This is a genomic window from Actinophytocola xanthii (assembly GCF_001921205.1).
Taxonomy (GTDB): Bacteria; Actinomycetota; Actinomycetes; order Mycobacteriales; family Pseudonocardiaceae; genus Actinophytocola; species Actinophytocola xanthii.
On record NZ_MSIE01000008.1, the window covers coordinates 29,900 to 56,498 of the forward strand.

Annotated in this window: 22 protein-coding genes; 10 read left to right on the forward strand and 12 right to left on the reverse strand. The window is 71.2% G+C overall.

Going from position 1 to position 26,599, the window contains the following annotated elements; genetic code table 11:
• Positions 1-29: 29 nt before the first annotated feature.
• The 8 genes from BU204_RS06605 to BU204_RS06640 all read right to left on the reverse strand — a co-directional run bounded on the left by BU204_RS06605 (position 30) and on the right by BU204_RS06640 (position 8,514).
• Positions 30-500, reverse strand: coding sequence for an SRPBCC family protein (locus BU204_RS06605; protein WP_075124664.1), 471 nt, complete (start codon positions 498-500; stop codon positions 30-32).
• Between the two features lie 39 nt (positions 501-539).
• On the reverse strand, positions 540-2,756 hold the full coding sequence (locus tag BU204_RS06610) for a translocation/assembly module TamB domain-containing protein (RefSeq protein ID WP_075124665.1): 2,217 nt from the start codon (positions 2,754-2,756) through the stop codon (positions 540-542).
• A gap of 234 nt (positions 2,757-2,990) precedes the next feature.
• Complete coding sequence (locus BU204_RS06615; protein ID WP_075124666.1) at positions 2,991-3,764, reverse strand: amino acid ABC transporter ATP-binding protein; 774 nt, start codon at positions 3,762-3,764, stop codon at positions 2,991-2,993.
• Positions 3,761-4,579, reverse strand: a complete 819-nt coding sequence (locus BU204_RS06620) for an amino acid ABC transporter permease (protein WP_075124667.1) — start codon at positions 4,577-4,579, stop codon at positions 3,761-3,763. The genes BU204_RS06615 and BU204_RS06620 overlap by 4 nt, the downstream gene beginning before the upstream one ends.
• A 78-nt stretch (positions 4,580-4,657) precedes the next feature.
• Positions 4,658-5,473, reverse strand: a complete 816-nt coding sequence (locus tag BU204_RS06625; RefSeq protein WP_075124668.1) for an ABC transporter substrate-binding protein — start codon at positions 5,471-5,473, stop codon at positions 4,658-4,660.
• Positions 5,474-5,651: 178 nt separating this feature from the next.
• On the reverse strand, positions 5,652-6,752 hold the full coding sequence (locus BU204_RS06630; protein WP_075124669.1) for an MFS transporter: 1,101 nt from the start codon (positions 6,750-6,752) through the stop codon (positions 5,652-5,654).
• Positions 6,753-6,857: 105 nt separating this feature from the next.
• Positions 6,858-8,291 (reverse strand): M20/M25/M40 family metallo-hydrolase, encoded by a 1,434-nt coding sequence (locus BU204_RS06635; protein ID WP_075124820.1) that lies wholly within the window; start codon positions 8,289-8,291, stop codon positions 6,858-6,860.
• A gap of 13 nt (positions 8,292-8,304) precedes the next feature.
• Positions 8,305-8,514, reverse strand: a complete 210-nt coding sequence (locus BU204_RS06640; protein WP_143229335.1) for a hypothetical protein — start codon at positions 8,512-8,514, stop codon at positions 8,305-8,307.
• A 454-nt stretch (positions 8,515-8,968) separates the two neighbouring features.
• On the opposite strand from BU204_RS06640, the gene pdhA reads away from it, so the two are divergent.
• From pdhA to BU204_RS06655, 3 genes are read left to right on the forward strand one after another with little or no spacing between them, the layout of a single operon-like run.
• Positions 8,969-10,174 carry a pyruvate dehydrogenase (acetyl-transferring) E1 component subunit alpha gene (gene pdhA, locus BU204_RS06645; protein WP_075124671.1) on the forward strand — a complete coding sequence of 402 codons (1,206 nt, stop codon included), beginning with the start codon at positions 8,969-8,971 and terminating at the stop codon, positions 10,172-10,174.
• Positions 10,174-11,196, forward strand: a complete 1,023-nt coding sequence (locus BU204_RS06650) for an alpha-ketoacid dehydrogenase subunit beta (protein WP_075124672.1) — start codon at positions 10,174-10,176, stop codon at positions 11,194-11,196. Before pdhA ends, BU204_RS06650 begins: the two co-directional genes overlap by 1 nt.
• Positions 11,197-11,199: 3 nt before the next feature.
• Positions 11,200-12,573 (forward strand): dihydrolipoamide acetyltransferase family protein, encoded by a 1,374-nt coding sequence (locus BU204_RS06655; RefSeq protein ID WP_075124673.1) that lies wholly within the window; start codon positions 11,200-11,202, stop codon positions 12,571-12,573.
• Between the two features lie 58 nt (positions 12,574-12,631).
• Here the strand turns inward: BU204_RS06655 and BU204_RS06660 are convergent, their stop codons facing one another.
• A complete protein-coding gene (locus tag BU204_RS06660; protein ID WP_075124674.1) occupies positions 12,632-13,222 on the reverse strand; it encodes an SCP2 sterol-binding domain-containing protein in 591 nt (196 codons plus the stop codon).
• Positions 13,223-13,276: 54 nt separating this feature from the next.
• Between BU204_RS06660 and BU204_RS06665 the strand changes: the two genes are divergently transcribed.
• A complete protein-coding gene (locus BU204_RS06665; protein ID WP_075124675.1) occupies positions 13,277-13,924 on the forward strand; it encodes a TetR/AcrR family transcriptional regulator in 648 nt (215 codons plus the stop codon).
• Here BU204_RS06665 and BU204_RS06670 read toward each other — a convergent pair.
• Together BU204_RS06670 and BU204_RS06675 are read right to left on the reverse strand one after the other, a co-directional pair.
• Positions 13,921-14,808 carry a MaoC/PaaZ C-terminal domain-containing protein gene (locus tag BU204_RS06670; RefSeq protein WP_075124676.1) on the reverse strand — a complete coding sequence of 296 codons (888 nt, stop codon included), beginning with the start codon at positions 14,806-14,808 and terminating at the stop codon, positions 13,921-13,923. The genes BU204_RS06665 and BU204_RS06670 overlap by 4 nt on opposite strands.
• Position 14,809: 1 nt before the next feature.
• A complete protein-coding gene (locus BU204_RS06675) occupies positions 14,810-16,144 on the reverse strand; it encodes a 3-oxoacyl-ACP reductase (protein ID WP_075124677.1) in 1,335 nt (444 codons plus the stop codon).
• A gap of 104 nt (positions 16,145-16,248) precedes the next feature.
• On the opposite strand from BU204_RS06675, the gene BU204_RS06680 reads away from it, so the two are divergent.
• From BU204_RS06680 to BU204_RS06700, 6 genes are all read left to right on the forward strand, one after another.
• Complete coding sequence (locus tag BU204_RS06680) at positions 16,249-17,535, forward strand: acetyl-CoA C-acetyltransferase (protein WP_075124678.1); 1,287 nt, start codon at positions 16,249-16,251, stop codon at positions 17,533-17,535.
• A 100-nt stretch (positions 17,536-17,635) separates the two neighbouring features.
• Positions 17,636-18,832 (forward strand): ATP-binding protein, encoded by a 1,197-nt coding sequence (locus BU204_RS06685; RefSeq protein WP_075124821.1) that lies wholly within the window; start codon positions 17,636-17,638, stop codon positions 18,830-18,832.
• A 220-nt stretch (positions 18,833-19,052) separates the two neighbouring features.
• Positions 19,053-19,199, forward strand: a complete 147-nt coding sequence (locus BU204_RS40620) for a hypothetical protein (protein WP_198942790.1) — start codon at positions 19,053-19,055, stop codon at positions 19,197-19,199.
• A gap of 808 nt (positions 19,200-20,007) precedes the next feature.
• The gene (locus tag BU204_RS06690; protein ID WP_198942791.1) at positions 20,008-24,009 is read left to right on the forward strand and encodes a glycoside hydrolase family 38 N-terminal domain-containing protein; all 4,002 of its coding nucleotides are present in this window, start codon (positions 20,008-20,010) and stop codon (positions 24,007-24,009) included.
• Positions 24,010-24,229: 220 nt separating this feature from the next.
• Positions 24,230-24,982: a DUF7158 domain-containing protein gene (locus BU204_RS40625; protein WP_198942792.1), complete on the forward strand. Its 753-nt coding sequence runs from the start codon at positions 24,230-24,232 to the stop codon at positions 24,980-24,982.
• A gap of 51 nt (positions 24,983-25,033) precedes the next feature.
• Positions 25,034-25,969 carry a bifunctional helix-turn-helix transcriptional regulator/GNAT family N-acetyltransferase gene (locus tag BU204_RS06700; protein ID WP_075124822.1) on the forward strand — a complete coding sequence of 312 codons (936 nt, stop codon included), beginning with the start codon at positions 25,034-25,036 and terminating at the stop codon, positions 25,967-25,969.
• Here the strand turns inward: BU204_RS06700 and BU204_RS06705 are convergent.
• Entirely contained in the window at positions 25,955-26,533 is a 579-nt protein-coding gene (locus BU204_RS06705) for a peroxidase-related enzyme (RefSeq protein ID WP_075124681.1), read from the reverse strand. The two genes, BU204_RS06700 and BU204_RS06705, sit on opposite strands and share 15 nt — an antisense overlap.
• Positions 26,534-26,599: the final 66 nt, after the last annotated feature.

A 26,599-nucleotide genomic window follows, 5' to 3' on the forward strand; every position in this document is an offset into this window, starting at 1 on the left:
ACTACCGCCTGGCTGTTCGGTGTGAGGTGCTAGGCGGTCTTCTCCGCGACGTCCTTGAGCTGCCTCAGCGTGGCGGCGATGTTGCGCCGGTTCCTCTCGGTGCGGTTGCGGACGCCGGTGGCCAGGTTGGCGAACGGGACGAACCAGGACGGCCGCCGGTCCCAGGTGCTCTCCTCGACCAGGCAGCCCCGGTTGCCGGCGGCCACGATGTCGTAGCGCCAGCGGGAGACGGGGATGCCGTGGAAGGCGACGTCGAAGGCGAAGCACTTGTCGGGCTCGACGTCGGTGACGGTCGCGGTCGTCGACCAGCGGTACCAGCCACGCCGGTTCCGGCCGCGGAACCGGGCCCCGACCCTCGCCTCGGTGACCCCGTCGAGCCAGCTGCCCCGCTCGAGCTCTGCCGCGAACGCCGACATCCGGGGAAGGTCGCTGACCAGGGCGAAGACCTCGCCAGGCGGGGCGGCGACATCGATCCGGGCGGACGCGGTGGGTGCCTTCATGGCCGCATATCTAACCAGCGCGCCCGCTCGGCCCCCGTCTCAGTTGGACCGTCGCAGCATCCGGGTCAGACCGGCGGCGACCGTGGTCGCCAGGATCCAGCCGCAGGCGATCAGGGCGGCGGAGAACCACTGCAGGCCGCTGTTGAAGTGCCACTTGTTCTTGTGCCCGAAGTCGACGATGGGCACCAGGTGGTCCAGGGTGTACAGGAACGGGTTCCACACCAGGTTGTCGTCGGCGTTGGCCTCGGTCGGCTCGGGCATGACCGAGAAGACCAGGGTTCCGGCGAACAGCAGCACGGCCAGGCAGAGCAGCGCGCGCATCGGCTTGTAGCCGTAGCCGACGACCGCCCGCTGCAGCAGGCTCCAGAAGCGCACGCCCGGTCCGAGGAAGGTGTGGCCCTCGGCGAGCGCGACGTAGCGCCACTTCTGCTTGGCGATGAGCACCTCGGCGGCGTGCTCCTCGTTCCCGCTCGCCCGCAGCATCGCCGCGAACTGGTCGTAGGGGCCCGGCCGGTAGCTGCCGCCCATGGCCTTGCGCAGCAGCCGCAGCCGCCGCTTGATCTGGGCGTCGTCGTCCAGCTCGATCGGGACCGCCAACGCCTCGTAGCGGAAGTCGTCCAGTTCGATGTGACCGGTCGCGTCCCAGAACCGGTCGTTGTCGTTGAGCGAGGCACACCGCGCGTGCCGCAGGTTCACCCGCCCCCTGGGCGCGACACCCACGTCCAGCCGCAGGTCCTGGGTGATCAGACCGAAGGCGTTGACCGCCGTTCCGCTCAGGCTCGAGCCGAGCTCGGCGCCCTGGAAGTTGGTCTGCCGCCCGACCTCGGTCCGCCGGATGCGGATCTCGCCGTGTGCGGAGAAGGACTGGGCCTCCCGCTCGCCCCTGGCACACACGAGGTCCCGGCCGATCTGGGCGACCCGCAGGTCGATCGAGGGCTTGCGCGAGCGGTCGCGGCGGTAGCGGCCGGGGTTGACGAACCGGCTGGCCCGCAGGTCCAGGTTCGCCCCGATGTGCGCCTCGGGCAGCAGCACCGAGCCGAACACCGTGACCCCGCGGGCGTCGAGGTTGCCGCCGGTGGTGAACCGCCGACCCTCCAGCACGTCGCCGTTGCGGTTGCTCAGCGTCGCCCCGTCCAGCAGGACGCTGCCCCTGGCCCGGACGTCCACCACCCGGACCTGCCCGGCGATCCGCGCCCCGCGGGCGTCGATGCCGCCGTCGATCTCCGAGCCGTCCAGGTGGACCGCGCGGTACCCGTACGGGCCGGGCGCCGTGCTCCCGGGCAGCTCCGCGAAGGGCTCCTGGCCGCCGGACAGGTCGATCGTGGCGCCGCTGAGCCGGACCGACCCGCCGATCCGGACGTTCACCATCCGCAGCGTGCCGGTGCTCTCGAACCCGCGGTCGAGATCGACGTTGCCCGATACCTGCATCCGGTCGGCGATCAGCGCGGCGCGGGGGTCGAAGAAGCGGTCCTGGTCGCCGACCAGGTCCCGGTCCTCGGTGGCGGGCACCAGCTGGGCGCCGCGCAGGGAGAAGTCGCTGTCGATCCTGGCGCTGGGCAGGAACACCATGCCCGTCGAGCGGAACCGGCGTTCGCTCGTCGGCACGCACTGCAGGTTCCCGCCGACGTGCAGCCCGTTGCCGTCCACCGAGTAGCCGTCGGGATTGTGCAGCCGCGCGCCGGCCAGGTTGACGTTGCCGCCCGTGCGCAGGCCCGGGATCCGCAGCTCGCCGTTGACCTCGAGGTTCGCCGCGAGCAGCGCCCCGGCGAGCGTGAGCCGGTCGGCGTGCAGGGCGTAGCGACCGGGGTTGTCCAACAGGCTGCCGGTCAGCTCGAGCGACCCGCTGATGTCACCGTCGGTGAGGTCCACCCGGCCGTACACGCGGGTGCCGCCGATGAGCCGGATGTCGTTGTCGCTGTAGAGGTTGCGCCCTTCCAGGCCGGGCAGCTGACACCGGTTGAACTCACAGCCGGCGAGCTTGGCCTGGCGCAGGTCCGGCGGGGTGTCGAACCGGCAGCGCACGAACTCCAGCAGGTGCGGGAACTCCACCGCCCGCAGGTCGAGCGCGCCGACGATCCACCGGTCGGCGAACCGCAGCACCGGCGGTGTGGTTGCCCGGCGCCGGATCCGCCCGCCGGTACCCGGTTCGAACTCGACGACCTGCCGCACGATGTCGACCGCCCGCACCCGTGCCCACTCGGGCGGCTTCTGGTCGAACGGGTCGAGCCTGCGCCCGCTCACGTCCTGTTCGGTCATGTCGCCCCCAGCGCCGAGCCACGGATCGCCCACAGTAGGGCGCGTTTGGTGGATCTTGGTCGATGCGGTTCGTGATCCGGATGGTTCCTGGCAAGGCGGAGCGTCGGCCTCGTACCGGGTTGTACTCGGTCGATGCGACAACGCCGCCAGGGGCCATCCGGGCGCGGACCGCGCGGCCGGAGATCCACCAGACGTGCCCTAGGACGAACCGTGGCGGTGGACGGTTCCTCCGCGCTACTGGTCGACGTGGGTGGGGTTGAGCACGCGGGACAGGAACGTGCGCGTGCGCTCCTCGCGCGGCTTGCCGATGACCTGCTCCGGGGGACCCTCCTCGACCACGACGCCGGCGTCCATGAACAGGACCTTGTCGGCGACCTCGCGGGCGAACTGCATCTCGTGGGTGACCACGAGCATGGTCATGCCCTCGTCGGCCAGCCGGCGCATGACGCCGAGCACGTCGCCGACGAGTTCGGGGTCCAGGGCCGAGGTCGGCTCGTCGAACAGCATCACGTCGGGGTCCATCGACAGCGCCCGCGCGATCGCCACGCGCTGCTGCTGGCCTCCGGAGAGCTGCGCCGGCATCGCGTTCTCGCGACCGGCCAGGCCCACCCGCTCCAGGTTCGCCAGGCCGGTCTTCTCCGCGTCCTCACGGCTCCGCTTGAGCACCTTGCGCTGGGCGACGGTGAGGTTGTTCATCACGTTCAGGTGCGAGAACAGGTTGAACGACTGGAAGACCATGCCGATCTTCCGCCGTGCCGCGTCGATGTCGACGTCGGGATCGGTCAGCTCGACGCCGTCCACGACGACCGTGCCGGCGGTGGGCTCCTCGAGCACGTTGACACACCGGAGCAGCGTGGACTTCCCGGACCCGGAGGGACCGATGATGCAGACCACCTCGCCGCGGCGGACCTTGAGGTCGATCCCGCGCAGCACCTCGACCGGGCCGAACGACTTGTGCAGGTCGGTGACCTGGACCGCGATGTCGGATTCCGCAGCGGCCGTGCTCATGCCTTCACCTCGGTCGACTCGGGCGTACTGATCTTCTTACCACCGGTGCGCCGCTCGAGGTACCGGGACAGGTAGGACAGCGGGATGGTGATGATCAGGTAGCAGATGCCGGCGACCAGGACCGGCGTGAGGCTGCGGGACTCGTTCAGCTCGACCCGGCCGAACTGGGTCAGCTCGTACTCGGAGACCGACGCACCGAGGAACAGCGCGAGCGAGGAGTCCTTGGTGAGCAGGATCAGCTCGTTGGTCAGCGGTGGCAGGATGATCTTGAACGCCTGCGGGATGACGATCGTCATCATCGTCCTGGCCGGGGACATGCCCAGCGAGCGCGCCGCCTCGACCTGCCCCTTGGGCACGGCCTGGATCCCCGCCCGGAGGGTCTCGGCCATGTACGCGGCGCCGACGATACCGAGGGCGATCATCAGCGCGACGTACTTGTCGAGGAACGTGTTGAACGCCAGGGGGATGCCGGTGCCCACGGCGAGGATGACCATCAGCGCCGGCAGGCCGCGGAAGAACTCGATGTAGATGCCGGAGATCCACCGGTAGACGCGGACGGTCGACAGCCGCATCAGCGCGATCACGAGCGCCAGCGCGAGGCCGAACCCGAAGCCCAGCGTGGTGTAGATGACCGTGTTCACCAGGGCCACCGTGATGACCTCGGGGAACATGTTCCTGGCGACCTCGAGGTCGAAGAACGTGGTCCGGATCTTGCCCCAGTTCGCGGTGAACGCCACGACCAGGACGACCGCGACGAGGATCGCGTACTGGACCCAGCGGATGACTTGCGCTCGCTTGCGCTTGGACATGGCCATCGGTCGAAGACTCCTCGAGAAGGACCCGTGATGAGCAAGGGGGCCCGCGCGGGTCGCGCGAGCCCCCGGCCCGGTCAGCTAGTTGTCGGCGGGCTTGGTGCCGAACCACTTCTCGTAGATGGTGTCGTACTCACCGCTCGACTTGGCATCGGCCAGCACCTTGTTCACGACGTCGAGCAGGGCGGTGTTGCCCTTGCGGACACCCATGCCGTACTGCTCGCCGGTCTCGAACTCCTTGACGACCTCGAAGTCGGTCTTGTCCTTGACCCAGTCGAAGAGCACGCCGTTGTCGTTGATGCCCGCGTCTACCTGACCGGACTCGACCGCGGTCAGCAGCAGGCCGAGGTCCTCGAAGTTGACGATGTTGGCACCCTTGGCGTTCTCGTTCGCGTAGTCGAAACCCGTCGTCGAGTTCTGCACGCCGAGGTTCTTGCCGTCCAGGTCGGTGATGTCGGAGATCCCGGAGCCCTTCTTCGTGACCAGCGCCTGGGTGGCGTCGAAGTAGGGGTCGGAGAAGTCGATGTTCTGCTTGCGCTCGTCGGTGATCGTCATACCGGCCGAGGAGATGTCGCACTTGCCGGAGTTGAAGTCCGCACCGGACTGGATGCCGTCGAACGGGGTGTCGACGACCTCCTGCTCGACGCCCAGCTCCTTGGCGATCAGATCGACGAGGTCGATGTCGAAGCCGATCACCTCACCGTTCTCCTCGTACTCGAACGGCTTGTACGGCAGCCCGGTGCAGTTGGTCAGCTTGCCCTCGTTCACCAGCTCGGGGCCGCCGCTACCGGCGTCGCCGCCGTCTCCGGAGCTGCCCCCGTCCTCGCCGCAGCCCGCGAGCACGATGGCCAGCGCGGGCACCAGGGCCCAGACCTTCAGCGTTGGTCGACGCGTCACGGTGTAACTCCTCGTCACTCAGATCGATTCGAGTGAGGGGCATCCTGCCACCCCCCGCCAACCCGACCCAACACCAGCGGTCATTGTTGCCTGCTCTTAACCGTTCACCTGCCGCTCCACCAGCGACCAGGGCCCCTCACCGACAGTGACGTGGTCGGCCCACAGCGGAGAGTCGCGGTCACCGGGCCGCCGCCGCGAACACCACCGCGATGACCAGGTAGATCAGCATCGCGGCGCTCATGCCCTGGTGGTCGGCGAGCAGGCCGACCACCACCGGGGTCAGGACCCCGAGCTGGCCGACCGCCTCGACGACCGCGGCCGTGGTGCCGGCCTGGCCGGGGCGCAGCGTCAGGTATCTCGCCTCGAGCAGGATCCAGGCGAGGTTGACCGCGGCGCCCACGGCCGCGGTACCCAGTGCGGCGGCCAGCACGTGTGGGACCACCAACACCACCACGACACCGGCCAGCAGGAGCACCGCACAGGGCCGCAGGCCGACCCGTCGGCGGCGGGTGCGCCCGGCCCACGCCGTGGCGACGATGCCGCCGACCATGCCGGCCCCCGCGACGAGGGTGGCGACGGCCGGCGAGAGCCCTCGGTCGGTGGTGAGGAACGCGACGGCGAAACCCACGAACGTGTCGTCGAAGGCCCCGACGACCGCGACGAGCAGGCCGGCGACGAGCACCCGCCGGTCCCTGACCACCTCGACCAGCCCGCGCCACGGCCGGCGGGCCTCCTCCCGCGCCGTGGGCGGCGGCAGCGGCTGGCTCGCGAGTACCACCCCGTAGGCGAGCATCAGGGCACCCGCGGCCCAGAAGGCGGCACGCCAGCCGAGCCCGGTACCCAGCGCGGCGAACAGGAGCAGCGGACCGAACAGGTCGCCGACCGCGGCCAGCAGCGCGGACCGGGCGAGCGCCGGTTCGATCCGGTCGCCGACGACGTCGACCAGCGCCACGTCGACGGCGCGGACCATGGCGTCCCCGGCCACCCCCATCACCACGACCGCGGCGAACAGCGTCCAGAAGTCGCCGGCCAGGGCGAACAGGCAGAGGCCGAGCCCGTACCCGAGGCCACCCACCGCCGCCATCACCCGCCGGCTGGTGTGGTCGGCGAGCACCCCGAGCGGCGTGGCCAGCAGGCCGATCCCGGGGTAGAGCGCGAGCAGGAACCCGGCCTCGACGTAGGTCAGGCCGATGTCCTGCCGGATCGACTCCACGGCGCCGTAGGGCTGGAACGCCACGGTCTCCTCGGCGAAGCCGACGAGCAGCAGCGAGGCGACCAACGTCGCCGGAAACCGGGGAGCTAGGTCAGTTCACCATCGAAACCAGGCACGCATGGCCCCGAGGTTAGGTCGGGAGCCAGCCAAGGGACAACGGGGTTTTCGCCCTCAGCCCTTGGCGTGCGCGGCCAGGATCAGGGCCACTGCCTCGGTGACCCGCTTCGCCTGGGCGACGTTGAGCCACTCGTCGGGGACGTGCGGGTTGCTGTCGTTCGCCAGCGCGCCGGTGACCACGAACTGGGCGTCCGGGTAGGACTCCACCAGGTTGCCCATGAACGGGATCGAGCCGCCGAGCAGCATGGGGCGCCACTCGTTGCCGCCGAAGACTCGCTCGCTCGCCACGTCGAGCGCGGCCCGCAGCCAGGGCGCGGTCGGTGGCATGTTCCAGCCAGGCCCTTCCTCGGACCGGCTCAGCGTCACCTCGGCGCCGTAGGGGACGTCGGTGGTGAGCACGCGGTGCAGCGCCTCGAGCGCGGCCTTCGGGTCCGCCGTCGGCGGCAGCCGGAAGCTCAGCGTCAGCGTCGTCTCGGTGCGCAGGACGTTGCCGGCCTCGGCCGGCAACGGGAGGCCGGCTCCGCCGATCACCGAGAGGGTGGGGCGCCAGGAATTGTTCAGGATGAGCTCGGCGTCGTCGTCGGAGGCCAGGCTCATGCCCTCGAGGATGGGGAACGCCCGCCTGGGCGCGCCGGGGTTGGCCGCCGCGGCGGCCCTCGCCTCGGCGAGTCGCTCGGGAGGGATCTCGCCGTGCATCTCGGGGATGAGGATCTCCCCGGTCGCCGCGTCCTCGATCCGGTCCAGCAGCGAGCGCAGCACCCGGAACGAGCTCGGCACGATGCCGCTCGCCATGCCCGAGTGCTGGCCGGACTCGAGCACCCGCACGGTCACGGTCGTGGACACCAGACCGCGCAGCGAGGTGGTCAGCCAGAGCCGCTCGTAGTCCTGACCGCCGGAGTCGAGGCACACGACCAGCGACACCTCGCCCAGCCGGGAGCGGAACTCGGTCAGGTACGCGGGCAGGTCGGGGCTGCCGGACTCCTCGCTGGTCTCCAGCAGCAAGATGCACCGCCCGTGGGCGCCACCGGCGGCCCGCACCGCCTCGATCGCGGCGGCTGCCGCGTAGCCGGAGTATCCGTCGTCCGCCGCTCCCCGGCCGTAGAGCCTGCCGTCACGCAGCACCGGGCTCCACGGACCGAGCCCCTCCGACCAGCCCCCGACCGGGGGTTGCTTGTCCAGGTGGCCGTAGAGCAGGACCGTGCCGGCGTCGGGGCGCGCGGACTCGCCGGCGGGAACCTCGAACAGCAGGACCGGGGTGCGGCCGGGCAACCGCAGGATCTCGGCGCTGGCGCCCTCGATACCCCGGCCGACCAGCCAGCGGCGAACGTGTTCGACGGCGGCGTCGAGGTGACCGGAGCCGGCCCAGTTCTCGTCGAAGACCGGTGACAGGGCGGGGATCGTGACGAACTCGGACAGGCTGGTCAGGACCGCGTCCTCCCAGACCCGCTCGACCGTCTCGCGTACCAGTGTGGTGTCCACTCGTTCGATACTGCCACGCACGTCACCACGCATCACGCAAGATCGACTGCGGGAGGTCCGGCGGCTCGTCGGAGTGCGCCAGGACCGGTGCCTCGCGCTCGGCGGTCGCCCTCGTGCTGGCAGCGGCCTCGGCCACGGCGTCGGCGATGATCTCGTCCGCGGTGCGCACGGCGGAGGCCAAGGCCTCCTCGGCCCGCCGCACCCGCGCGTCCCGCCAGTCCTCACCCGCCACCGGGCCAGAGTAGGGACTCTGGCGGCCGTGGAGCGATCGCCGAGCGGCACTCACTAAACTTCCTGTGACGTAGATCACGCTCGAGCCGCTGATCGTCGTCGGGTGGCCGCGCCGTGCCCCGTGGGGGCCCGGCTCCGCCTTCCTCGGCGGCCGGACACGGCCGCGTTGAACTGCCGCGTTCACTGCTCGCCAGGAGGTGGTTACCCGTTGCCCCGAGGTCCCCGCTGACGCCCAACTGTCGGTGATCCTATCGTTTCCGCAGCTCAGCGACCCGAATAGGGGCACATACCGACGTTCGGACGTCACCGCGGCCAAGCCACGCATGCCAGGATGAACCGAAACCGTCAGCGCCATCGGCTGCCTGGACCGACCCTTACCCGGGCAGGCGACAGCCAATGGCGCGCCGTCAGCGCTCGTCACGAGCGAACGCCCGGCGCCGACACGAGGAGAACGCATGTCGTCCCCAGAACAGTGGACGCACCCGGAACCGGGGGTTGGCCCGGCCGCCACCGCGGCCACGCCGACCGCAGAGCAGGTGATCGCGGGTTTGCGCGCAACTAGCGAGGGCGGTCCGGAGCTCGTGCAGCTCCTGACCCCCGAGGGTGAGCGAGTACCGGACTCCCGGTGGGATCCGTACGTCGCGGACATCACGGCCGAGGACCTGCGCGGGCTCTACCGCGACATGGTCCTGACCCGTCGTGTCGACCGTGAGGCCAACGCGCTGCAGCGCCAGGGCCAGCTGGGCATCTGGGTCCCGCTGCTCGGGCAGGAGGCCGCGCAGGTCGGCGCGGGCCGGGCGCTCAAGCCGCAGGACATGGTGTTCCCCAGCTACCGCGAGCACGGCGTCGCCTGGTGCCGGGACGTGCACCCGACCGAGCTGCTCGGGATCTTCCGGGGCACCGACCACGGCAGCTGGGACCCGCTGGCCAAGCGCTTCCACCTCTACACCATCGTGATCGGCAACCAGGTGCTCAACGCGGCCGGGTACGCCATGGGCCAGCGCTTCGAGGGCAAGGTGGGCGACGACGACGGCGAGGCCACGATGGTCTTCTTCGGCGACGGCGCCACCAGCCAGGGCGACGTGCACGAGGGCTTCGTCTGGGCCTCGGTCTACGACGCCCCGCTCGTGTTCTTCTGCCAGAACAACCAGTGGGCCATCTCCGAGCCCACCGAGCGCCAGAGCCGGCTGCCGCTCTACCAGCGTGCCCGTGGCTACGGCTTCCCCGGCGTGCGCGTCGACGGCAACGACGTGCTCGCCTCGCTCGCGGTCTCCCGGTGGGCGCTGGACGAGTGCCGCCACGGCAACGGCCCCGTGCTCATCGAGGCGTTCACCTACCGGATGGACGCCCACACCACGACCGACGACCCGACCCGCTACCGGCTCGCCGACGAGTTGGAGGCGTGGAAGCTCAAGGACCCGATCGAGCGCGTGCGGGTCAACCTGGTGCGCCACGAGAACGCCGACCACGCCTTCTTCGACGAGGTGCAGGCCGAGGCCGACCAGCTCGCCGCCGAGCTGCGCGAGTTCTGCGTCAACATGCCGGACCCGCCCAAGGAGCGGATGTTCGCCCACGTCTACGAGGACGGCAACCCCGTGCTGGCCGCCCAGCGCGACGCCTACCTCGCCTACGCCAGCGGCTTCGAGGGAGGCGGGCACTGATGGCCACCCCTGTCATGAACCAGGCGGCCGACCAGGCCGCCGCGAGCACCCGCACGGTCACCCTCGGCAAGAGCCTGAATCTGGGCCTGCGCGCGGCGATGGAGGCCGACCCCAAGGTCATCGTCATGGGTGAGGACGTCGGCAAGCTCGGCGGCGTCTTCCGGATCACCGACGGGCTGCAGAAGGACTTCGGCGAGCAGCGCGTGCTCGACACCCCGCTCGCCGAGTCGGGCATCATCGGCACCGCCGTCGGCCTCGCCATCCGCGGCTTCCGGCCGGTGTGCGAGATCCAGTTCGACGGCTTCATCTTCCCGGCGTTCGACCAGATCGTCAGCCAGGTCGCCAAGCTGCACTACCGCAGCCAGGGCAGGGTCACGCTGCCGATGGTCATCCGGGTTCCGTTCGGCGGCGGCATCGGCGCGGTCGAGCACCACTCGGAGTCGCCCGAGTCCTACTTCGCCCACACCGCCGGGCTCAAGGTGGTCTCCTGCTCCAACGCGGTCGACGCCTACTGGATGATCCAGCAGGCCATCCGCTGCGACGACCCGGTGCTGTTCTTCGAGCCCAAGCGGCGTTACTACGAGAAGGGCGAGCTGGACGTCGGCGCGACGCCCGACCCGCTGTTCTCCTCGCGCGTGCTGCGCACGGGCACGGCCGCGACGCTGGTCAGCTATGGCCCTTCGGTGAAGACCTGTCTGGAGTCCGCGGCGGCCGCCGCGGAGGAGGGCACCGAGCTCGAGGTCATCGACCTGCGCGCGCTCTCGCCGATGGACCTGACCCCTGTCTTCGAGTCGGTGCGCAAGACCGGGCACCTGGTCGTGGTCAGCGAGGCGCCGGAGGAGGCGTCGCTCGCCTCGGAGATCGCCGCCCGGGTGCAGCAGGAGTGCTTCTACTCGCTGGAGGCGCCGGTGCTGCGGGTGACCGGGTTCGACACGCCGTACCCGCCCTCGAAGCTCGAGGAGGACTTCCTCCCCGACCTCGACCGGGTGCTGGACGCCGTCGACCGCTCGCTGGGCTGGTGAGGCATGCCTGACTTCAAGGTCTTCCCCCTGCCCGACACGGCGGAGGGCCTGGTCGACGCGGAGATCCTGACCTGGCACATCAAGCCGGGTGACGAGGTCACGGTCAACCAGATCATCGTGGAGATCGAGACCGCGAAGGCCGCGGTCGAGCTGCCCTGCCCCTGGGCGGGCGTGGTCACCGAGCTGCACGCCCAGCCGGGCGAGACGGTCAACGTGGGTGCGCCAATCGTGACGATCGACGTGGACCCGGGTGGCGCGGCGGCACCGGCCGCCACCGCACCGGCGCCCGCCGCGGCCGCCGAGCAGAACGGCCAGGCGATGCTCGTCGGCTACGGCCCGAAGGCCGCCACGACCAAGCGCCGCCCGCGCAAGGCGGCGTCCGCCCCGGCCGCGGCGACCGCGACGGTCCCCGTCGCGCCACCCCCGTCGAACGCCGCCCCGTCGAACGCCACCCCGTCAGCGGCTCCGCCCGTCGCAGCGACGCCGGTCGTCCCGGACACTCCGGCGGAGCTCCTCGCTCTCGTCCCGCTGGCCAAGCCGCCGGTGCGGAAGCTGGCCAAGGAGCTGGGCGTCGACCTGCGGTCGCTGGTGGGCACCGGCGAGGGCGGCGTGATCACCCGTGAGGACGTCCAACGCGCGTCCGCCCCGGAGCCGGTCTCCGCACTGGCACCGGGCCCGGTGGGCTCGCGGGAACGTCGGGTGCCGGTCCGTGGGGTGCGGAAGATGACCGCGCAGGCCATGGTGGACAGCGCGTTCACCGCACCGCACGTCACGGAGTTCCTCACCGTCGACGTCACGCCGATGATGGAGTTCCGGGCGAAGCTCCGGTCCCACCCGGAGTTCCGCGACGTGAAGGTCACGCCGCTGACCTTCGCCGCCAAGGCGGTGTGCCTTGCCGTGCGGCGGACACCGGACGTCAACGCCGCGTGGGCGGGCGAGGAGATCGTCTTCAAGGACTACGTGCACCTCGGCATCGCGGCGGCAACCCCCCGCGGCCTGGTCGTGCCGAAGATTCGCGACGCCGACGCGATGTCGCTGCGCGAGCTGGCGGTGGCCCTGGAGGCGCTGACCGCCACCGCGCGCGACGGCAGGACGCCGCCCGGCGACATGGTGGGCGGAACGTTCACGATCACCAACGTCGGCGTGTTCGGTGTGGACACCGGAACGCCGATCATCAATCCCGGCGAGTCCGCGATCCTGGCCCTCGGCGCGATCAGGGACATGCCGTGGGTGGTGGACGGCGAGCTCGCGGTGCGCAAGGTCTGCCAGCTCGCGCTGAGCTTCGACCACCGGGTGATCGACGGCCAGCAGGGCAGCCAGTTCCTCGCCGACGTCGGCGCACTGCTCGCCGACCCGGCGATGGCGATCGCCTACTGAGCGACCGGTCCGCTCGGGGGCGAGCGCGTTCACCGCTCTCGCCCTCGGGCATCCGCGCTCACGGCGTGGGCAGGTCGAAGTAGCCGATCAGGCCGGCGGCGAAAGCGAGGTCGCCGCGGACCTTCACCCCGCCCCGGACGAAGAGCAGGGGCAGCGTGACCGCACCGGTGACCGCGCGGAGGAAGTCGGTCGGGGAGAGCGTGATCGTGACCCGCGGGTCGGCCGTCGGCTCCCGACCGGTCGTGCAGGCGCCGCCGTCGATCCGCGTCTCGAACCGGTCCTCACCGGCGGCGTCGACGAAACGCCAGTGCACCACCGCGTGCAGCGTCGCCGCGCGGACCGGGTCGAGGTGCTGGCTCATCCGGGTGAAGACCTCGTCGAACACCACCTGGCGCAGGTGTGGGTCGGCCATCAGCCGGTCGAGCTGGCCGGTGCTCGCCCGGGAGACGAACCAGGCGAACGTCTCGGTGCGCATCCCCGCCAGCTCGATCCCGGTGCCGACCCGGCCGAGCATGTCGAGGACCTCGACCAGGCGCACGAACTGGACCTCGTCCAGCAGCCGCGGGTCGACAGCCCTGGCGAACGCGTCGATGTCGACACCGGAGCCGGCGCGGACCGCGACCGTGTCCGCTTTCCGGCGAAATCGCATGCCGAAGCGTATATCTACTTGCAGGTAAGGCTACGGTCGAGTAGTCACGGGGGCATGAGCGTGGACGAACGGCGTCGGGTCAAGCGGCTCCCCCGCGAGGTCCGGGAGCGACAGATCCTCGACGCCGCCGTCCAGGTGTTCTCCGAACGCGGCTACCACAACGCGTCGATGGACGAGATCTCCGACGTGGCCGGCGTGTCCAAGCCGATGATCTACGCCTACCTGGGGTCCAAGGAGGACCTGTTCGCCGCGTGCGTCCAGCGCGAGTCGGCCAACCTGCTGGAGGCGGTGGCCGGCGGGGTGGACGTCGACCTGGCCCCGGACATGCAGCTCTGGGACGGGCTGCGGGCGTTCTTCGACTACGTCGGGGAGCAGCGCGCGGGCTGGCGGGTGCTGCACCGGCAGGCGATCTCGCAGGGCGGTCCGTACAGCGACGAGCTGGTCGCCATGCGGCGGCGGGCCATCGGCCTCGTCGACACGCTGCTGGTGCGGACCGCGACCAAGCAGGGGTTGGACGAGCACGCCACCAGCGCGACCGAGGCCCTGGCCGCCGCCGTCGTCGGGGCGGCGGAGTCGCTGGCCGACTGGTGGCTGGACCACCCCGAGGTGCCGAGCAGGATCGTGGCCGCCCGCCTGATGAACCTGGCCTGGATGGGCTTCGGCGACCTCGTCGAGGGCAACACCTGGAGCCCGCGCGGTTAGCCCTCGGTGATCGTGCCGGTGAGGTGCGGTCTGCCCTTCTTCGCGTCGCGCAGCGTGAACCGCCACCCCTGGCCGTCCTGTTCGGCGTGGAACGCCACGGTCGCCGGGAGCAGGACGGGCAGCTTGAACCGTGTGTCCACCGTGTACGCGGCCGGGAGGCGGCCCTCGAACGCGGCGAGGCATCGGGCCTTGGTCCACATGCCGTGCGCGATGGCCCTGGGGTAGCCGAACATCCGGGCGGTCAGCCGGGACACGTGGATGGGGTTGCGGTCGCCGGACACCTGGCCGTATCGGCGCCCGATGTCCTGGCTCACCCGCCACCCCGCGGTCGCCGGCGCCGGCCGGTCCTCCCGCCCACTCTCGCTCGTGTCACCAGAGGCACCACCGCGGCGGAGGTAGGTGCTGATGTCGGTCCAGACGACGTCGCCGCCGAGCAGCGCCTTGGACACCATGTCGAACTGCCTGCCCCGGGGGTGCGGCCGCAGGTTGGTGACGTGGACGCGGAGGTCGAGCCGGTCGCTCAGCCGCAGCGGCCGGGTCTGGGTGATCCGGTTCGCCACGTGGACCGAGCCGACCAGCGGGAACGGGAACTCGGCCGCGGTCATCAGCGCGATCTGCAGGGGGAAGGTCAGCACGTGCGGGTAGGTGGCGGGGAGCTCGTCGGTCAGCCTGAAGCCGCAGACCCGGTTGTAGGCGGCCAGGTGCTCGCGGTCGACGGTCACCCCGGACAGGGCGTAGGTGGTGTCGGGCAGCTCGCCGCCCTTGCGGCGGAAGCCGGTGAGCACGGCCTTCGGGTACAGCCTGGCCAGGCGGGGCGACGAGGCCAGCTGGGCTGTGGTCCTGTCGGCGGTGGTCCTGTCAGCGGTGGTCCTGTCGTTGGTCATCTCATGCCCCCAGCAGGCTCTGCCCGCACACCCGGACCACGTTGCCGTTCACCGCGCCGGAGCCGGGGCTCGCGAGCCAGGCGATGGTCTCGGCGACGTCCATCGGTTGGCCGCCCTGGGACATGCTGTTCATCCGCCGGCCGGCCTCCCGGACGAACAGCGGGACGGCCGCGGTCATCCTGGTCTCGATGAACCCGGGGGCGACGGCGTTGATCGTGGCGCCGCGCTCGGCGAGCACCGGCGCGAACGTGCTGACCATGCCGATGACCCCGGCCTTGCTGGTCGCGTAGTTGGTCTGGCCGACGTTGCCGGCGATCCCGGCGATCGAGGAGACGCCGATGATCCGCCCGCCCGCGTTCAGGGCGTCCGCCTCGAGGAGGGCGTCGTTGGCCGCGAGCTGGCTCGCCAGGTTCACCGACAGCACCGCGTCCCAGGCGGCGTCGGTCATCTTGCCCAGGGTCTTGTCGCGGGTGATGCCCGCGTTGTGCACGACGATGTCGACGCCGTCGTGGCGCTCCACGAGGTGCTCGACGAGCTGCGCCGGCGCGTCGGAGCTGGTGATGTCGAGCTGTAGCGCGGTGCCGCTGATCCGGTTGGCGACCGCGGAGAGCTCGTCGCCCTGCGCGGGGATGTCCAGCGCGACCACGTGTGCGCCGTCCCGGGCGAGCACCTCGGCGATGGCCGCGCCGATACCCCGGGCCGCACCGGTGACCAGCGCGACCCTGCCGGTCAGCGGCCGCTCCCAGTCCTCCGGCTCGGCGGTCGAGGTGGAGTGCGTGCCGACCCGGATGACCTGCGCGTCCACATAGGCCGAGCGGGCGGAGAGCAGGAACCGCAGGGTCGACTCGACGGCCGCCTCGGCACCCGGGGCGACCTGGACCAGCTGCACCGTCGCGCCGCGCCTGAGCTCCTTGCCCACCGACCGGGTGAAACCCTCGAGCGCCCGCTGGACGACCGCGGCGCGCGGGTCGAGCCCGTCCAGGGTGGAGCCCAGCACGACCACGCGCCCGCACGGGCCGACCGTGCGGATCAGCGGATGGAAGAAGTCGTAGACCTCCCGCAGCCGGGCCACGTCGTCGATGCCGGTCGCGTCGAACACCAGCGCCGCATGCCGGTCCTGCGCGGGTTCGGTGAGTACCTCGATACCCGCGGACCTGAGGATGGCCGGCACCGCGTCCAGCCGGCCGCCGTCGGCCGAGCCGAAGACGGCTGGCCCCTCCAGCGCGGGCTCGCCCGGCCGGTAGCGGCGCAGCGGGGTCGGGTTGGGCAGCCCGAGCCGGCGGACGACCAGCCGACCGAAGCCGGACCGGGCAAACTGCTGATAGCGGTCGGTCATGCTGCTCCGCTTTCCGTGTTCTGGACCTCGCTCGACGTCGAGCCTACTCGCGAGTAGGTTAGGATCACCAGCCGGGAGTCGTCAGCGTGGGGATGTGAGTCGAGATGGACCAGGTGCGCAGGGTCGCGATCGTCGGTGGCAACCGGATCCCGTTCGCGCGGTCCAACAGCCACTACGCGACGGCGTCGAACCAGGACATGTTCACCGCCGCGCTCGACGGCCTGGTAAGCCGGTTCGGGCTGCAGGACGAGCGGCTCGGCGAGGTCGCGGCGGGCGCGGTGCTCAAGCACAGCCGCGACTTCAACCTGGCGCGGGAGAGCGTGCTCGGCTCCCGGCTGTCCCCGCGGACGCCGGCCAACGACGTACAGCAGGCCTGCGGGACGGGGTTGCAGGCCGTGCTCCAGGTGGCCAACAAGATCGCTCTGGGGCAGATCGAGGTCGGCGTCGCCGGCGGTGTCGACACCACGAGCGACGCGCCGCTCGGCCTGAACGAGGACCTCCGCCAGGTCTTCCTGCGGCTGAACCGGGCCAGGACGATCGGCGGGCGACTCAAGGCGCTGGCGGGACTGCGGCCGACCCAGATCGTGCCCGACATCCCGCGCAACGCCGAGCCGCGCACGGGCCTGTCGATGGGCGAGCACGCCGCGCTCACGGCCGCGGAGTGGGGCATCAGCCGGGAGGCCCAGGACGAGTTCGCGGCCGCCTCGCACCAGAAGCTGGCGGCGGCCTACGAGCGCGGGTTCTTCGGCGACCTACTCACCCCCTACCTGGGCCTCACCCGCGACCAGAACCTGCGCCCGGACTCGACGGCGGAGAAGCTCGCGAAGCTCAAGCCGGTGTTCGGCGGCGCCGAGGGCACGATGACCGCGGGCAACTCGACGCCGCTGACCGACGGCGCCTCGACGGTGCTGCTGGCGACACCGGAATGGGCGAAGGAGCGGCGGCTGCCGGTGCTCGCCTACCTGACGTACTCGGAGACCGCGGCTGTCGACTACGTGCACGGCGACGAGGGGCTGTTGATGGCGCCGGCGTACGCGGTGCCGAGGATGCTGGCGCGGGCCGGACTGTCGTTGCAGAACTTCGACTTCTACGAGATCCACGAGGCGTTCGCGTCCCAGGTGCTGGCGACGCTGGCCGCGTGGGAGAGCGTGGACTTCGCCAAGGAGCGACTGGGCCTCGACGAGCCGCTCGGCGCGATCGACCGGTCCCGGCTCAACGTCAACGGCTCCTCGCTGGCCGCCGGCCACCCGTTCGCCGCGACCGGCGGCCGGATCGTGGCGACGCTGGCGAAGCTGCTGCACCAGAAGGGGTCGGGCCGAGGGCTGATCTCCATCTGCGCCGCGGGCGGCCAGGGCGTCACCGCGATCCTCGAGACTTCTTCGCCTGTATAGGAAGATCACTAGAAATCGGGATACTCCTCGAGCACGACACGCCCTCGGGCTTTCTGGCCGAATATCGGGATCCAGCTAGAGATCTCGATACGGTTCGATGGTGGATCCCGTGCGCAACCCGTTCGCCCCGGGTGCTGGACAACGCCCTCCCGAGCTGGCCGGCCGGGAGAAGGAGGTCCAGGCCTTCGACGTGGTGCTCGAGCGGGTCGCGCGGGGGCGCCCGGAACGCAGCCTGGTGCTGACCGGCCTGCGCGGCGTCGGCAAGACGGTGTTGCTTGGCGAGCTGCGGTCGATGGCCGTGCGGCGGGGCTGGGGCGCAGGGAAGATCGAGGCCCGGCCGGACGCGGGACTGCGCCGCCCGCTGTCCGCGGCCCTGCACCGGGCCGTGCGCGATCTCGCGGTGCGCCACCGCGCGCCGGACCGGGTCGAGCACGTGCTCGGCGTGCTCAAGGCGTTCGCCCTGCGTGCCTCGCCGAGCGACTCGAAGCTGCGGGACCGGTGGCAGCCGGGGATCGACGTGCCGCCCACCCAGGGGCGGGCCGACTCCGGCGACATCGAGATCGACCTGGTCGAGCTGTTCACCGACGTGGCCGAGCTGGCGCAGGACGTGGGCACCGGGGTCGCGCTGCTGATCGACGAGATGCAGGACGTACTGGCGGAGGACATCTCCGCGCTGTGTGCGGCCTGCCACGAGCTGTCCCAGTCCGGAGCGCCGTTCGTCGTCGTGGGCGCCGGACTCCCACACCTGCCGGCCGTGCTGTCGGCGAGCAAGTCCTACTCCGAACGCCTGTTCCGCTACGTGCGGATCGACCGCCTGGACCGCGCCGACGCCGACCGGGCCGTGCTGGCCCCCGTCGCCCGGGAGGACGCCGGGATCACGGACGAGGCCCTGGACGCCCTGTACGACGCCGCCGGTGGGTACCCGTACTTCATCCAGGCGTACGGCAAAGCGGCCTGGGACGCCGCGGCGAGCGACCCGATCACGGCGGAGGACGTGGCGGTGGCGGCGCCGGAGGCGGAGGGTGAGCTGGCCGTGGGGTTCTTCGGGTCGCGCTACGAGCGGGCAACACCGGCCGAGCGCGAGTACCTCAGGGCGATGGCCGAGCTGACGAAGGGAAAGAGCGACGAGGGCGCGGCGACGGCGGAGATCGCGACGCACCTGGGGCGCAAGCCGTCGTCGCTGTCGCCGGCGAGGGACTCGTTGATCAAGAAGGGGCTCATCTACTCGGCCGAGCGGGGGCGGATCGCCTTCACCGTGCCGCACTTCGGCCGCTACCTGCTCACGATGGACGACTAGCGCTTCTGCGGCTTTCTCGAGCTGTCTAGCTGCAGAGCTAGACGTGTGCATACACCCGAATCGTGCTCGTTCAGTCACGTCCTGTTCAACCCGTCGTTGGCCGATGATTCCCCGGCTTGTGCGCCAGTTCACCGAATAATCGGGTGCAATCTGCCGACAGGAGGGGCATAATAGTCAGTGCTGGGAGTGCCAGCAGAGTCGTAGAAGGAGTGGAAGGCAGATGAACATCGCCGCGAAGATCCGAGCCCGCCGCGTCGAGGCCCGCAATCGGCGAGCGGTGAACCACGCGATCGCCACCGCCGCGACGCCGGCCATGCGGGACGAGATCCTGATCATGGCGCAGCGGCAGAACCTGATGTCGCGCTAAGACGTCCAAAAAATTTTCGTGACCGTGTAACGCCCTAGGCGGCCATCACGATGAACCGGTTGACCCCGTAGTGCTGGCGGACCCCCGACCTGGCAGCACTGCGGGGCTTCCTTATCCCTGCTCGCCGCTGGGCGGCTTCGCAGGGGGCCCCTTCGTCATTGGGCTGGGGGGCCGAGCCCCCCATACCCCCCACGGCGCGAGCTCCTGCTGAACCAGCGTGGTCGCCTTGGGGAGGGACCAGCTAGTTGGGTGGGGTCAACCCTCAGGTCTGATCGGGTCGCCTTCGAGCGCTGGTCACTTTCGGTCGCTGGTCACTTTCGGTCGCTGGCCACTTTCGGTCGCTGGTCACCTTCGGTCTGAGGTCACCTTTGGTCGCTGCCGGGTCGATCGTTTCCCCGTCGCTTCGGGCCGGGGATTGTCGGGGGTCGTCGGTAGCCTGGTGATCGGGGGCCGGAGGCCAAGCCTTCTTGCTGCGCCGCCTCACCGCGCCGCCTCACCGCGCCGCCTCACCGCGCCGCCTCACCGCGCCGCCTCACCGCGCCGCCTCACCGGCCCTTACTGGGCTGGGTGGGTTGGCGTGGAGTGGACAAGTTCTGTGCGCATGGTTGTGTGGGGGTGAGCTGGCAAGCACAGTGCGTGCATGGGCGCTGTGGTGGTTGACGTGACCGAGTTGTTCGTTGGGTCGGTGGGGGCTCCGCTTCAGGTGGTTCGGGTGGGGTTTGCGGGGGCTGGGGCGGCTCGGGTTCATGTGGAGGGGGAAGGGGTCAGCACACCTGCGCCGGTTGAGGTGGATGTGGCGGGGGAGGTGGTGGTTGAGGTTGGGGTCGACACCGGTGGGGCCGCGGTGGGGCGGGAGTTGGCCGCTCGGGCCGTGGTGGTTTCCGGGACTGATCGGGTGGAGGAGGAGTTCACGCTTCGGGTGGCCGAGACCGGGTGGACCATGCACATGGTCAGCCACTTCCACTACGACCCGGTCTGGTGGAACACGCAGGCCGCCTACACCGTCGCGTGGGACACCTTGGACTTTCCGGGGTCTCAGCGGGGTGCTCGACAGCTCGCCGGGTTCGATCTGGTGCGGGCGCACCTCGACCTCGCCCTCGCGGAGCCCGAGTACCGGTTCGTGTTGGCCGAGGTGGACTACCTGAAGCCGTACTGGGACACCTTTCCCGGGGATCGGGAGGTGTTGCGGCGACTCATCCACGAGGGGCGGATCGAGGTGTTGGGGGGCACGTACAACGAGCCCAACACCAACCTCACCGATCCGGAGACCACCGTGCGCAACCTGGTGCACGGGATGGGCTTCCAGCGGGACGTCCTCGGGGCGGCGCCGGCCACGGCGTGGCAGCTCGACGTGTTCGGGCACGACCCCGCGTTCCCCGGGCTGGCCGCCGACGCCGGGCTGACCTCCAGCTCGTGGGCGCGGGGACCGTTCCACCAGTGGGGGCCGATGGAGGTGACCGAGGCCGGCCGGGGCGATCCGCGGCGGATGCAGTTCACCAGTGAGTTCGAGTGGATCTCGCCCTCCGGTCGGGGGCTGCTGACCTCCTACATGGCCGACCACTACGGGTCGGGGTGGGCGATGGACTCGGCGGTCAGGCTCGAGGACGCGTGTGCCGCCGCCTACTCGACCTTCCTCCAGCTGAAGCAGGTCGCGTCGACGCGCGAGGTTCTGCTGCCGGTGGGCGGCGACTACACGCCGCCGAACAAGTGGGTCACGCAGGTGCACCGGCGGTTCGCCGAGCGGTACGTGTGGCCGCGGTTCGTGTGCTCGTTGCCGAGGGACTTCTTCGCGGCGGTTCGGACCGGGCTCGCCGAGCGGGGCGAGCAGGCCTCGCCGCAGACGCGCGACATGAACCCGATCTACACCGGCAAGGACGTGTCCTACATCGACACCAAGCAGGCGCAGCGGGCGGCTGAGACGGCGGTGCTCGAAGCCGAGGCCTACGCGGTGTTCGCCCGGCTGCTCGGTGGGTCGCCCTACCCGGACGCCGCGCTCGCCAAGGCGTGGGTGCAGCTCGCCTACGGCGCGCACCATGACGGGATAACCGGGTCCGAGTCCGACCAGGTCTACCTTGACCTGCTCACCAGCTGGCGCGACGCCCACGACCTCGCCGTCGACGTTCGGGAGCGGGCACTCACCGTCCTGTCGGGACTGGTCACCCCGGCCGGCGGAGACGGGGTGCCGGTGGTGGTGTGGAACTCGCTCAACCACTCCAGAACGGATGTGGTCACCGTCCTTCTGGAACCTGCGGTGTCCGGCGTGGAGGTCATGGACGCCGCCGGGGTTATGCTGCCGGCGCTGATCGAGCACGGCGGGCGCTCGGTCACCTTCCTCGCCTCGGACGTGCCTGCGTTGGGTTGGCGGGCGTACCGGCTGCGCGCGGGCGGCGAAGAACTGGGGGGGTGGGTTCCGGTGGAGGGCCTCACGGCCGACTCCGACCGGTTCCGGGTGACCGTCGACCCGGAGCGCGGAGGCGGGGTGTCGAGTCTGCTGGACAACGGGCACGAGCTCGTCGAGCAGGGACGCGTCGGCAACGAGCTGGCCGTGTACGAGGAGTACCCGCAGCACCCGCGGTTCAGCGAGGGACCGTGGCATCTGCTGCCCCGAGGGCCGGTCACGACCTCCGCCGCCTCGTCCGCGGACGTACGGGTGGAACGCTGTCCGATCGGGGAGCGGATCACCGTACGCGGAAACGTCGGCCCGGTGCGCTTCACCCAGACGATCACGCTGTGGCGCGGCGTTGGCCGGGTCGACTGCCTGACCAGGGTGGACGAGTTCACCGGCGCCGACCAGCTGCTCCGGGTGCGCTGGCCCTGCCCAGTCCCGGGGGCGCTGCCGGTCAGCGAGGTCGGGAACGCGGTCGTGGGGCGCGGTTTCGGGTTGATCGACGTCGACTCCGCGGTGCACCCGTGGACGCTGGACAATCCCGCGCACACCTGGTTCGGGCTCTCCTCCGCCGCGGCGCTGAGGCTCGGGGACGGGGCGCTGCGGCCGATCGGCGTCGCGGAGATCATCGTTCCCGCGACGGCGGACGCGGCTCCGCTGGCGCGGCCGTTGGCGGTGGCCCTCGCGCGGTGCGGGGTCACCGCGACCGTCTCCACCGCGGCCGGGGCGCGGTACGGCGACCTGGGAGTGGACTCCAACCTGCCCGACGTGCGCATCGCCCTGGGTGGACCCGAGGCCAACGGGTTCACCGCGGAGCTGCTGTCGCGCTGCGGGCTGGACGACGCGGGCGGGACCTACTGGGTGGCCCCGGAGAAACCGCTGACCGAGGTGTGGCGGCCGAGCGCCGACCTGCGGGACTGCCGCGCGCTCGGAGTGCTGGTCGTGTCCGGGAAGGACGGTGCGGAGCTCGAGGTGGCCGTTCGGTCCCTCGTGGACGACCTCGCCGACAACGTGATCGAGGTCGGCGCCGGCGACCCCGCTCAGCCGTCCTATGTAGAGCGCACGGTGGCACTGGTCAACCGCGGGCTGCCTGGGTTCGCCGTCGACTCGGGCGGAACGCTGCACGCGTCGCTGTTGCGCTCGTGCACCGGATGGCCCTCCGGGGTGTGGATCGACCCTCCCCGTCGGACCGTGCCGGACGGGTCCGGGTTCCAGCTGCAGCACTGGACCCACGAGTTCGAGTACGCGCTCGCCGCGGGCTCCGGGGACTGGCGCGCGGCGGGCATCGCCGCCACCAGCGCCGAGTTCAGCCGTCCGCTGCACGCAGTGGCGGGGCAGGCCGGCAGCGCGCTGCCCTGCGCCGGGTCGCTGCTGCGGGTCGAGCCGGCCGACCGGGTGCGGGTCGCGGCGGTGAAGGCGGCCGGGAACCCCCTGGTCCGCGGTTCGGCGGCGGTCGCCGACCCGCTCGCGGAGGTCGCGGTTCGGCTGGTCGCCCACACCGGGGAGCCCGTCCTCGCGCGGATCGACTCCGACGTGGTCACCTTCGCCGACGCCGCCGTGGCCAACCTGCTCGAGGAACGTCGCGAGCCGCTGTCCTCGCTCGAGGTCGAGGTCGGTGGCTGCGACGCGGTGACCGTGCTGGCCCGGGCCACCCCGCCCGTGGCTGCGGTGACCGGTCCGGCGATCGGGACCGAGGCAGAGCCCGTGCAGCCGCTGTTCGCGAAGTACTGGCTGCACAACCGGGGGCCGGCGCCGCTGGGCGGGCTGCCGCTCGCGGTGCACCTGCATCCGGCTGCCGTCGACGGGCCGGAGGCGACCCTCGAGCTGACCGTGGCCTCCGACAGCACCGACGTGGACCTGCCGGGAGTCGTCCGGTTCGCCCTGCCGCGGGGGTGGCGTGCGGATCCGGACGAGGTCCCGTTCGGACTGCCGCCCGGTGGGCACCTCGCGACAACCGTGACGGTCACCGCGCCGCCGGGCACTCGGGCGGGGCGGTACCCGGTTCGGGCCGCGGTGTCGCCGGCCGGGGACGAGCTGCCGGCGAGTTGGCGGCAGGTGGTGGAGGACGTGGCGCTCGTGAACGTCGGGGCGCCGACTGGGGAGGAGCTGCTCCGACTGCTCGGCGGGCCGGAACCGGTGCGGGTGCGGGCGGGCGAGACGGCACGGCTCGCGGTGCGGGTCGCCTCGACGGCCGGGGCGGCGATCGCGCTGGAGGCGGCGTTGGTGAGCCCGTGGGGAACCTGGGACCTGGCCGGCCCGCGGCTGGTGGGGGCAGAGGTGCCGGCGGAGGGCGAGGTCGAGGTCGGTTTCGACATCGCGCCGGCGGTGGGGAGGCCGGCCGGGCGGTGGTGGGCGCTGGTGCGGGTCGCCGGGGCGGGAAAGCTGCTGTACTCGCCGGCGGTGCCGTTGGAGGTGTTGGGATGAGGGTTGGCCTCCGGCCCCCGGTCACCACGGTAGCGGGGAGGGCGGACATTTTCGGGAGAGGGCGGCCTCCGGCCCCCGGTCACCAGGCTAGCGAGGGGGGCCGACATTTTCGGGCGGGCGGCGGGGAGTGGCTGCCGTGAGGGGGTGGCCTCCGGCCCCCGATCACCAGGGTAGCGGGCGGCACCGACATCTTCGGGCCGCTGAGGACGTGGTGGCCTGGGTGGGACGGGCACCCGTGGGGCTCGCGGAGGTGGAGCGGCGGGAGGCCGAGCTGCGCGACGGGCCGATCGCCGCCGTGTTGCCCCGGGCCGGGACGAGTGAGGGGCGACAGCTGCGGCGGTGGCTGGTCCAGGTGCTGGTGACCGAGCGGGTGGTGCGGGAGGAGGCGGCCGCTCGGATGTTGTACGCCGAGCGGCCGCCCGCGCTTGCCGCGCTGGCTCCCGACAGCGCCGCCCTGCTTGGCCTCGGCAGCGTCGCGGCCGACGTGTTGACCCGATACCCCTTGGCACGCAAGGTCTTCGCGGCGATCACCGCTGACGTCGCGGTGAGCGAAGAGGACGTGGCCCGTTACTGGGCCGCCAACCCCGAGGCGTTCCGCGAGCCCGAACGGCGGGTGGTGCGGCACGCGCTGGGAGACGTCCCGCTCGACAGCCGGCCGGCTCGGGTGGTGCGTCGGGGGGAGCTGAGCGGGGCGCTGGGGGAGGCGGTCTTCGCCGCGGCGCCTGGAGAGACCGTCGGACCGCTGTCGGACGCGATCGGGCGGCACACGGTGCTGGTGCTCGAGGTCCGGCCGGCGCGGGTTCGAGGGCTCGACGAGGCCGGGGCGGAGATCGGGCGGCGGCTGCTGCTGGGCGCCCGGCGGCGGGCGTTCACCGCCTGGTTGGACCGGCGGCTGGCCGATCGGGTCACGTTGGTCGAGGGGTTCGAGCACCCGGGGGACCCGAGGCAGCCGGACAACACCCATCGCCACTGATAAGGTTGACACCGTCAAGTAATTGTTTCACGGGAAACGATGGGTGTCGCGATGGCCAACACTGTCCCCGATGATCGGGTCGCCGCTGTTCGAGCGTTTAGCAGGAGCTACACGAAGTTCCTCGGCGTACTGAACGAACATCTACTCGACACGAGCTATTCATTGACAGAGGCAAGGATCCTGTTCGAGCTGGGTCAGCGGGACGCCACCGAGGTCGCCGAGCTCCGCCGGCTGACCGGACTGGACGCGGGGTACCTGAGCCGGCTGCTCGCCCGGTTCGAGGACAGCGGCCTGCTCCGGCGCGAGCGTTCCTCCGCCGACGCCCGACGACAGGTCATCCGGCTCTCCGAGCAGGGCCGGGAGGGCGTGCGAGTGCTGGACGAGAAGTCCGCGCGCCAGATCCGGGACCTGCTCTCCCGACTCACCGACGACGAGCAGCGCCAGCTCGTCGAGGCCATGGACATGATCCGGCAACGGCTGGCCGAGGCCGAGGCCGGACCTCGGGTCCGGCTGCGCGCCCCCGAGCCCGGGGACTTCGGCTGGGTCGTCCAGCGCAACGGCGCCTCCTACGCCACCGAGCACGGCTGGGACTCCTCCTATGAGGCCCTCGCCGCCCGCATCGTGGCGGACTACCTCGACAAGCACGACCCCGCTCGCGAACGGGCGTGGATCGCCGAGCTGCACGGTGAACGCGTCGGTGCGATCTTCTGCATGCGCGACGACGACACCACGGCACGACTCCGACTGCTGCACGTGGAGGCGAGCGCGCGAGGAGCGGGCATCGGAACCATGCTCGTCGAGGAGTGCATCCGGTTCGCCCGGGAGGTCGGCTACCAGACGATGCGCCTGTGGACGGTGTCGGTGCTCGCGCCCGCACGCCGCATCTACCAGCGGGCGGGGTTCACCCTCGTCCAGGAGGACACCGCGGAGCACTTCGGACACCGGCTCACCGGCCAGACCTGGAGCCTGGACCTAACCTCGCGGTAGCCGCCCCATCAGGTAGAACTCGTCGTTGGGCCGCAGCGACGTCAGGTGCGCGATGCGGTTGGACAGGGCGAACAGCGCGGTGATCGCACCGACGTCCCAGATCTCCTCCTCGGTGAGCCCGCCGTACCGGGCGTTGTCCAGGTCCTCGGAGGTGAACGTGGACGGGTCGACGGCGAGCGCCAGGGCCAGGTCGACGATCGCGCGCTGCCGGTCGGTCAGCTCGACCGTCCACGGGTTCGTGGCCACGCGGTCGGCGAGCTGCGGGTCCTTGGCCCGGATCCGCAGGATCGCCCCGTGGGCCACCACGCAGTAGGTACAGCTGTTGGCTCCGGAGGTGGCCACCACGACCAGCTCGCGCTCCGCCCTGGACAGGCCGGACTCCCGCTCCATGACCGCGTCGTGGTAGTCCATGAACGCCCGCAGCTCGGCCGGCCGGTGCCCGAGCGCGAGGAAGACGTTGGGCACGAAACCCGACTTGTCCGCCACCGCCGCGACACGTCGCCGCAGGTCCTCGGGGAGGTCCTCGAGCCCGACCACCGGAAACCTGCTTACCTCGTCCGCCACGAAACCACGGTAACGCGTGTCGATTTCCGAGGGGCCTGGCCGTCTAGGGAGAGTCCGACGACGATG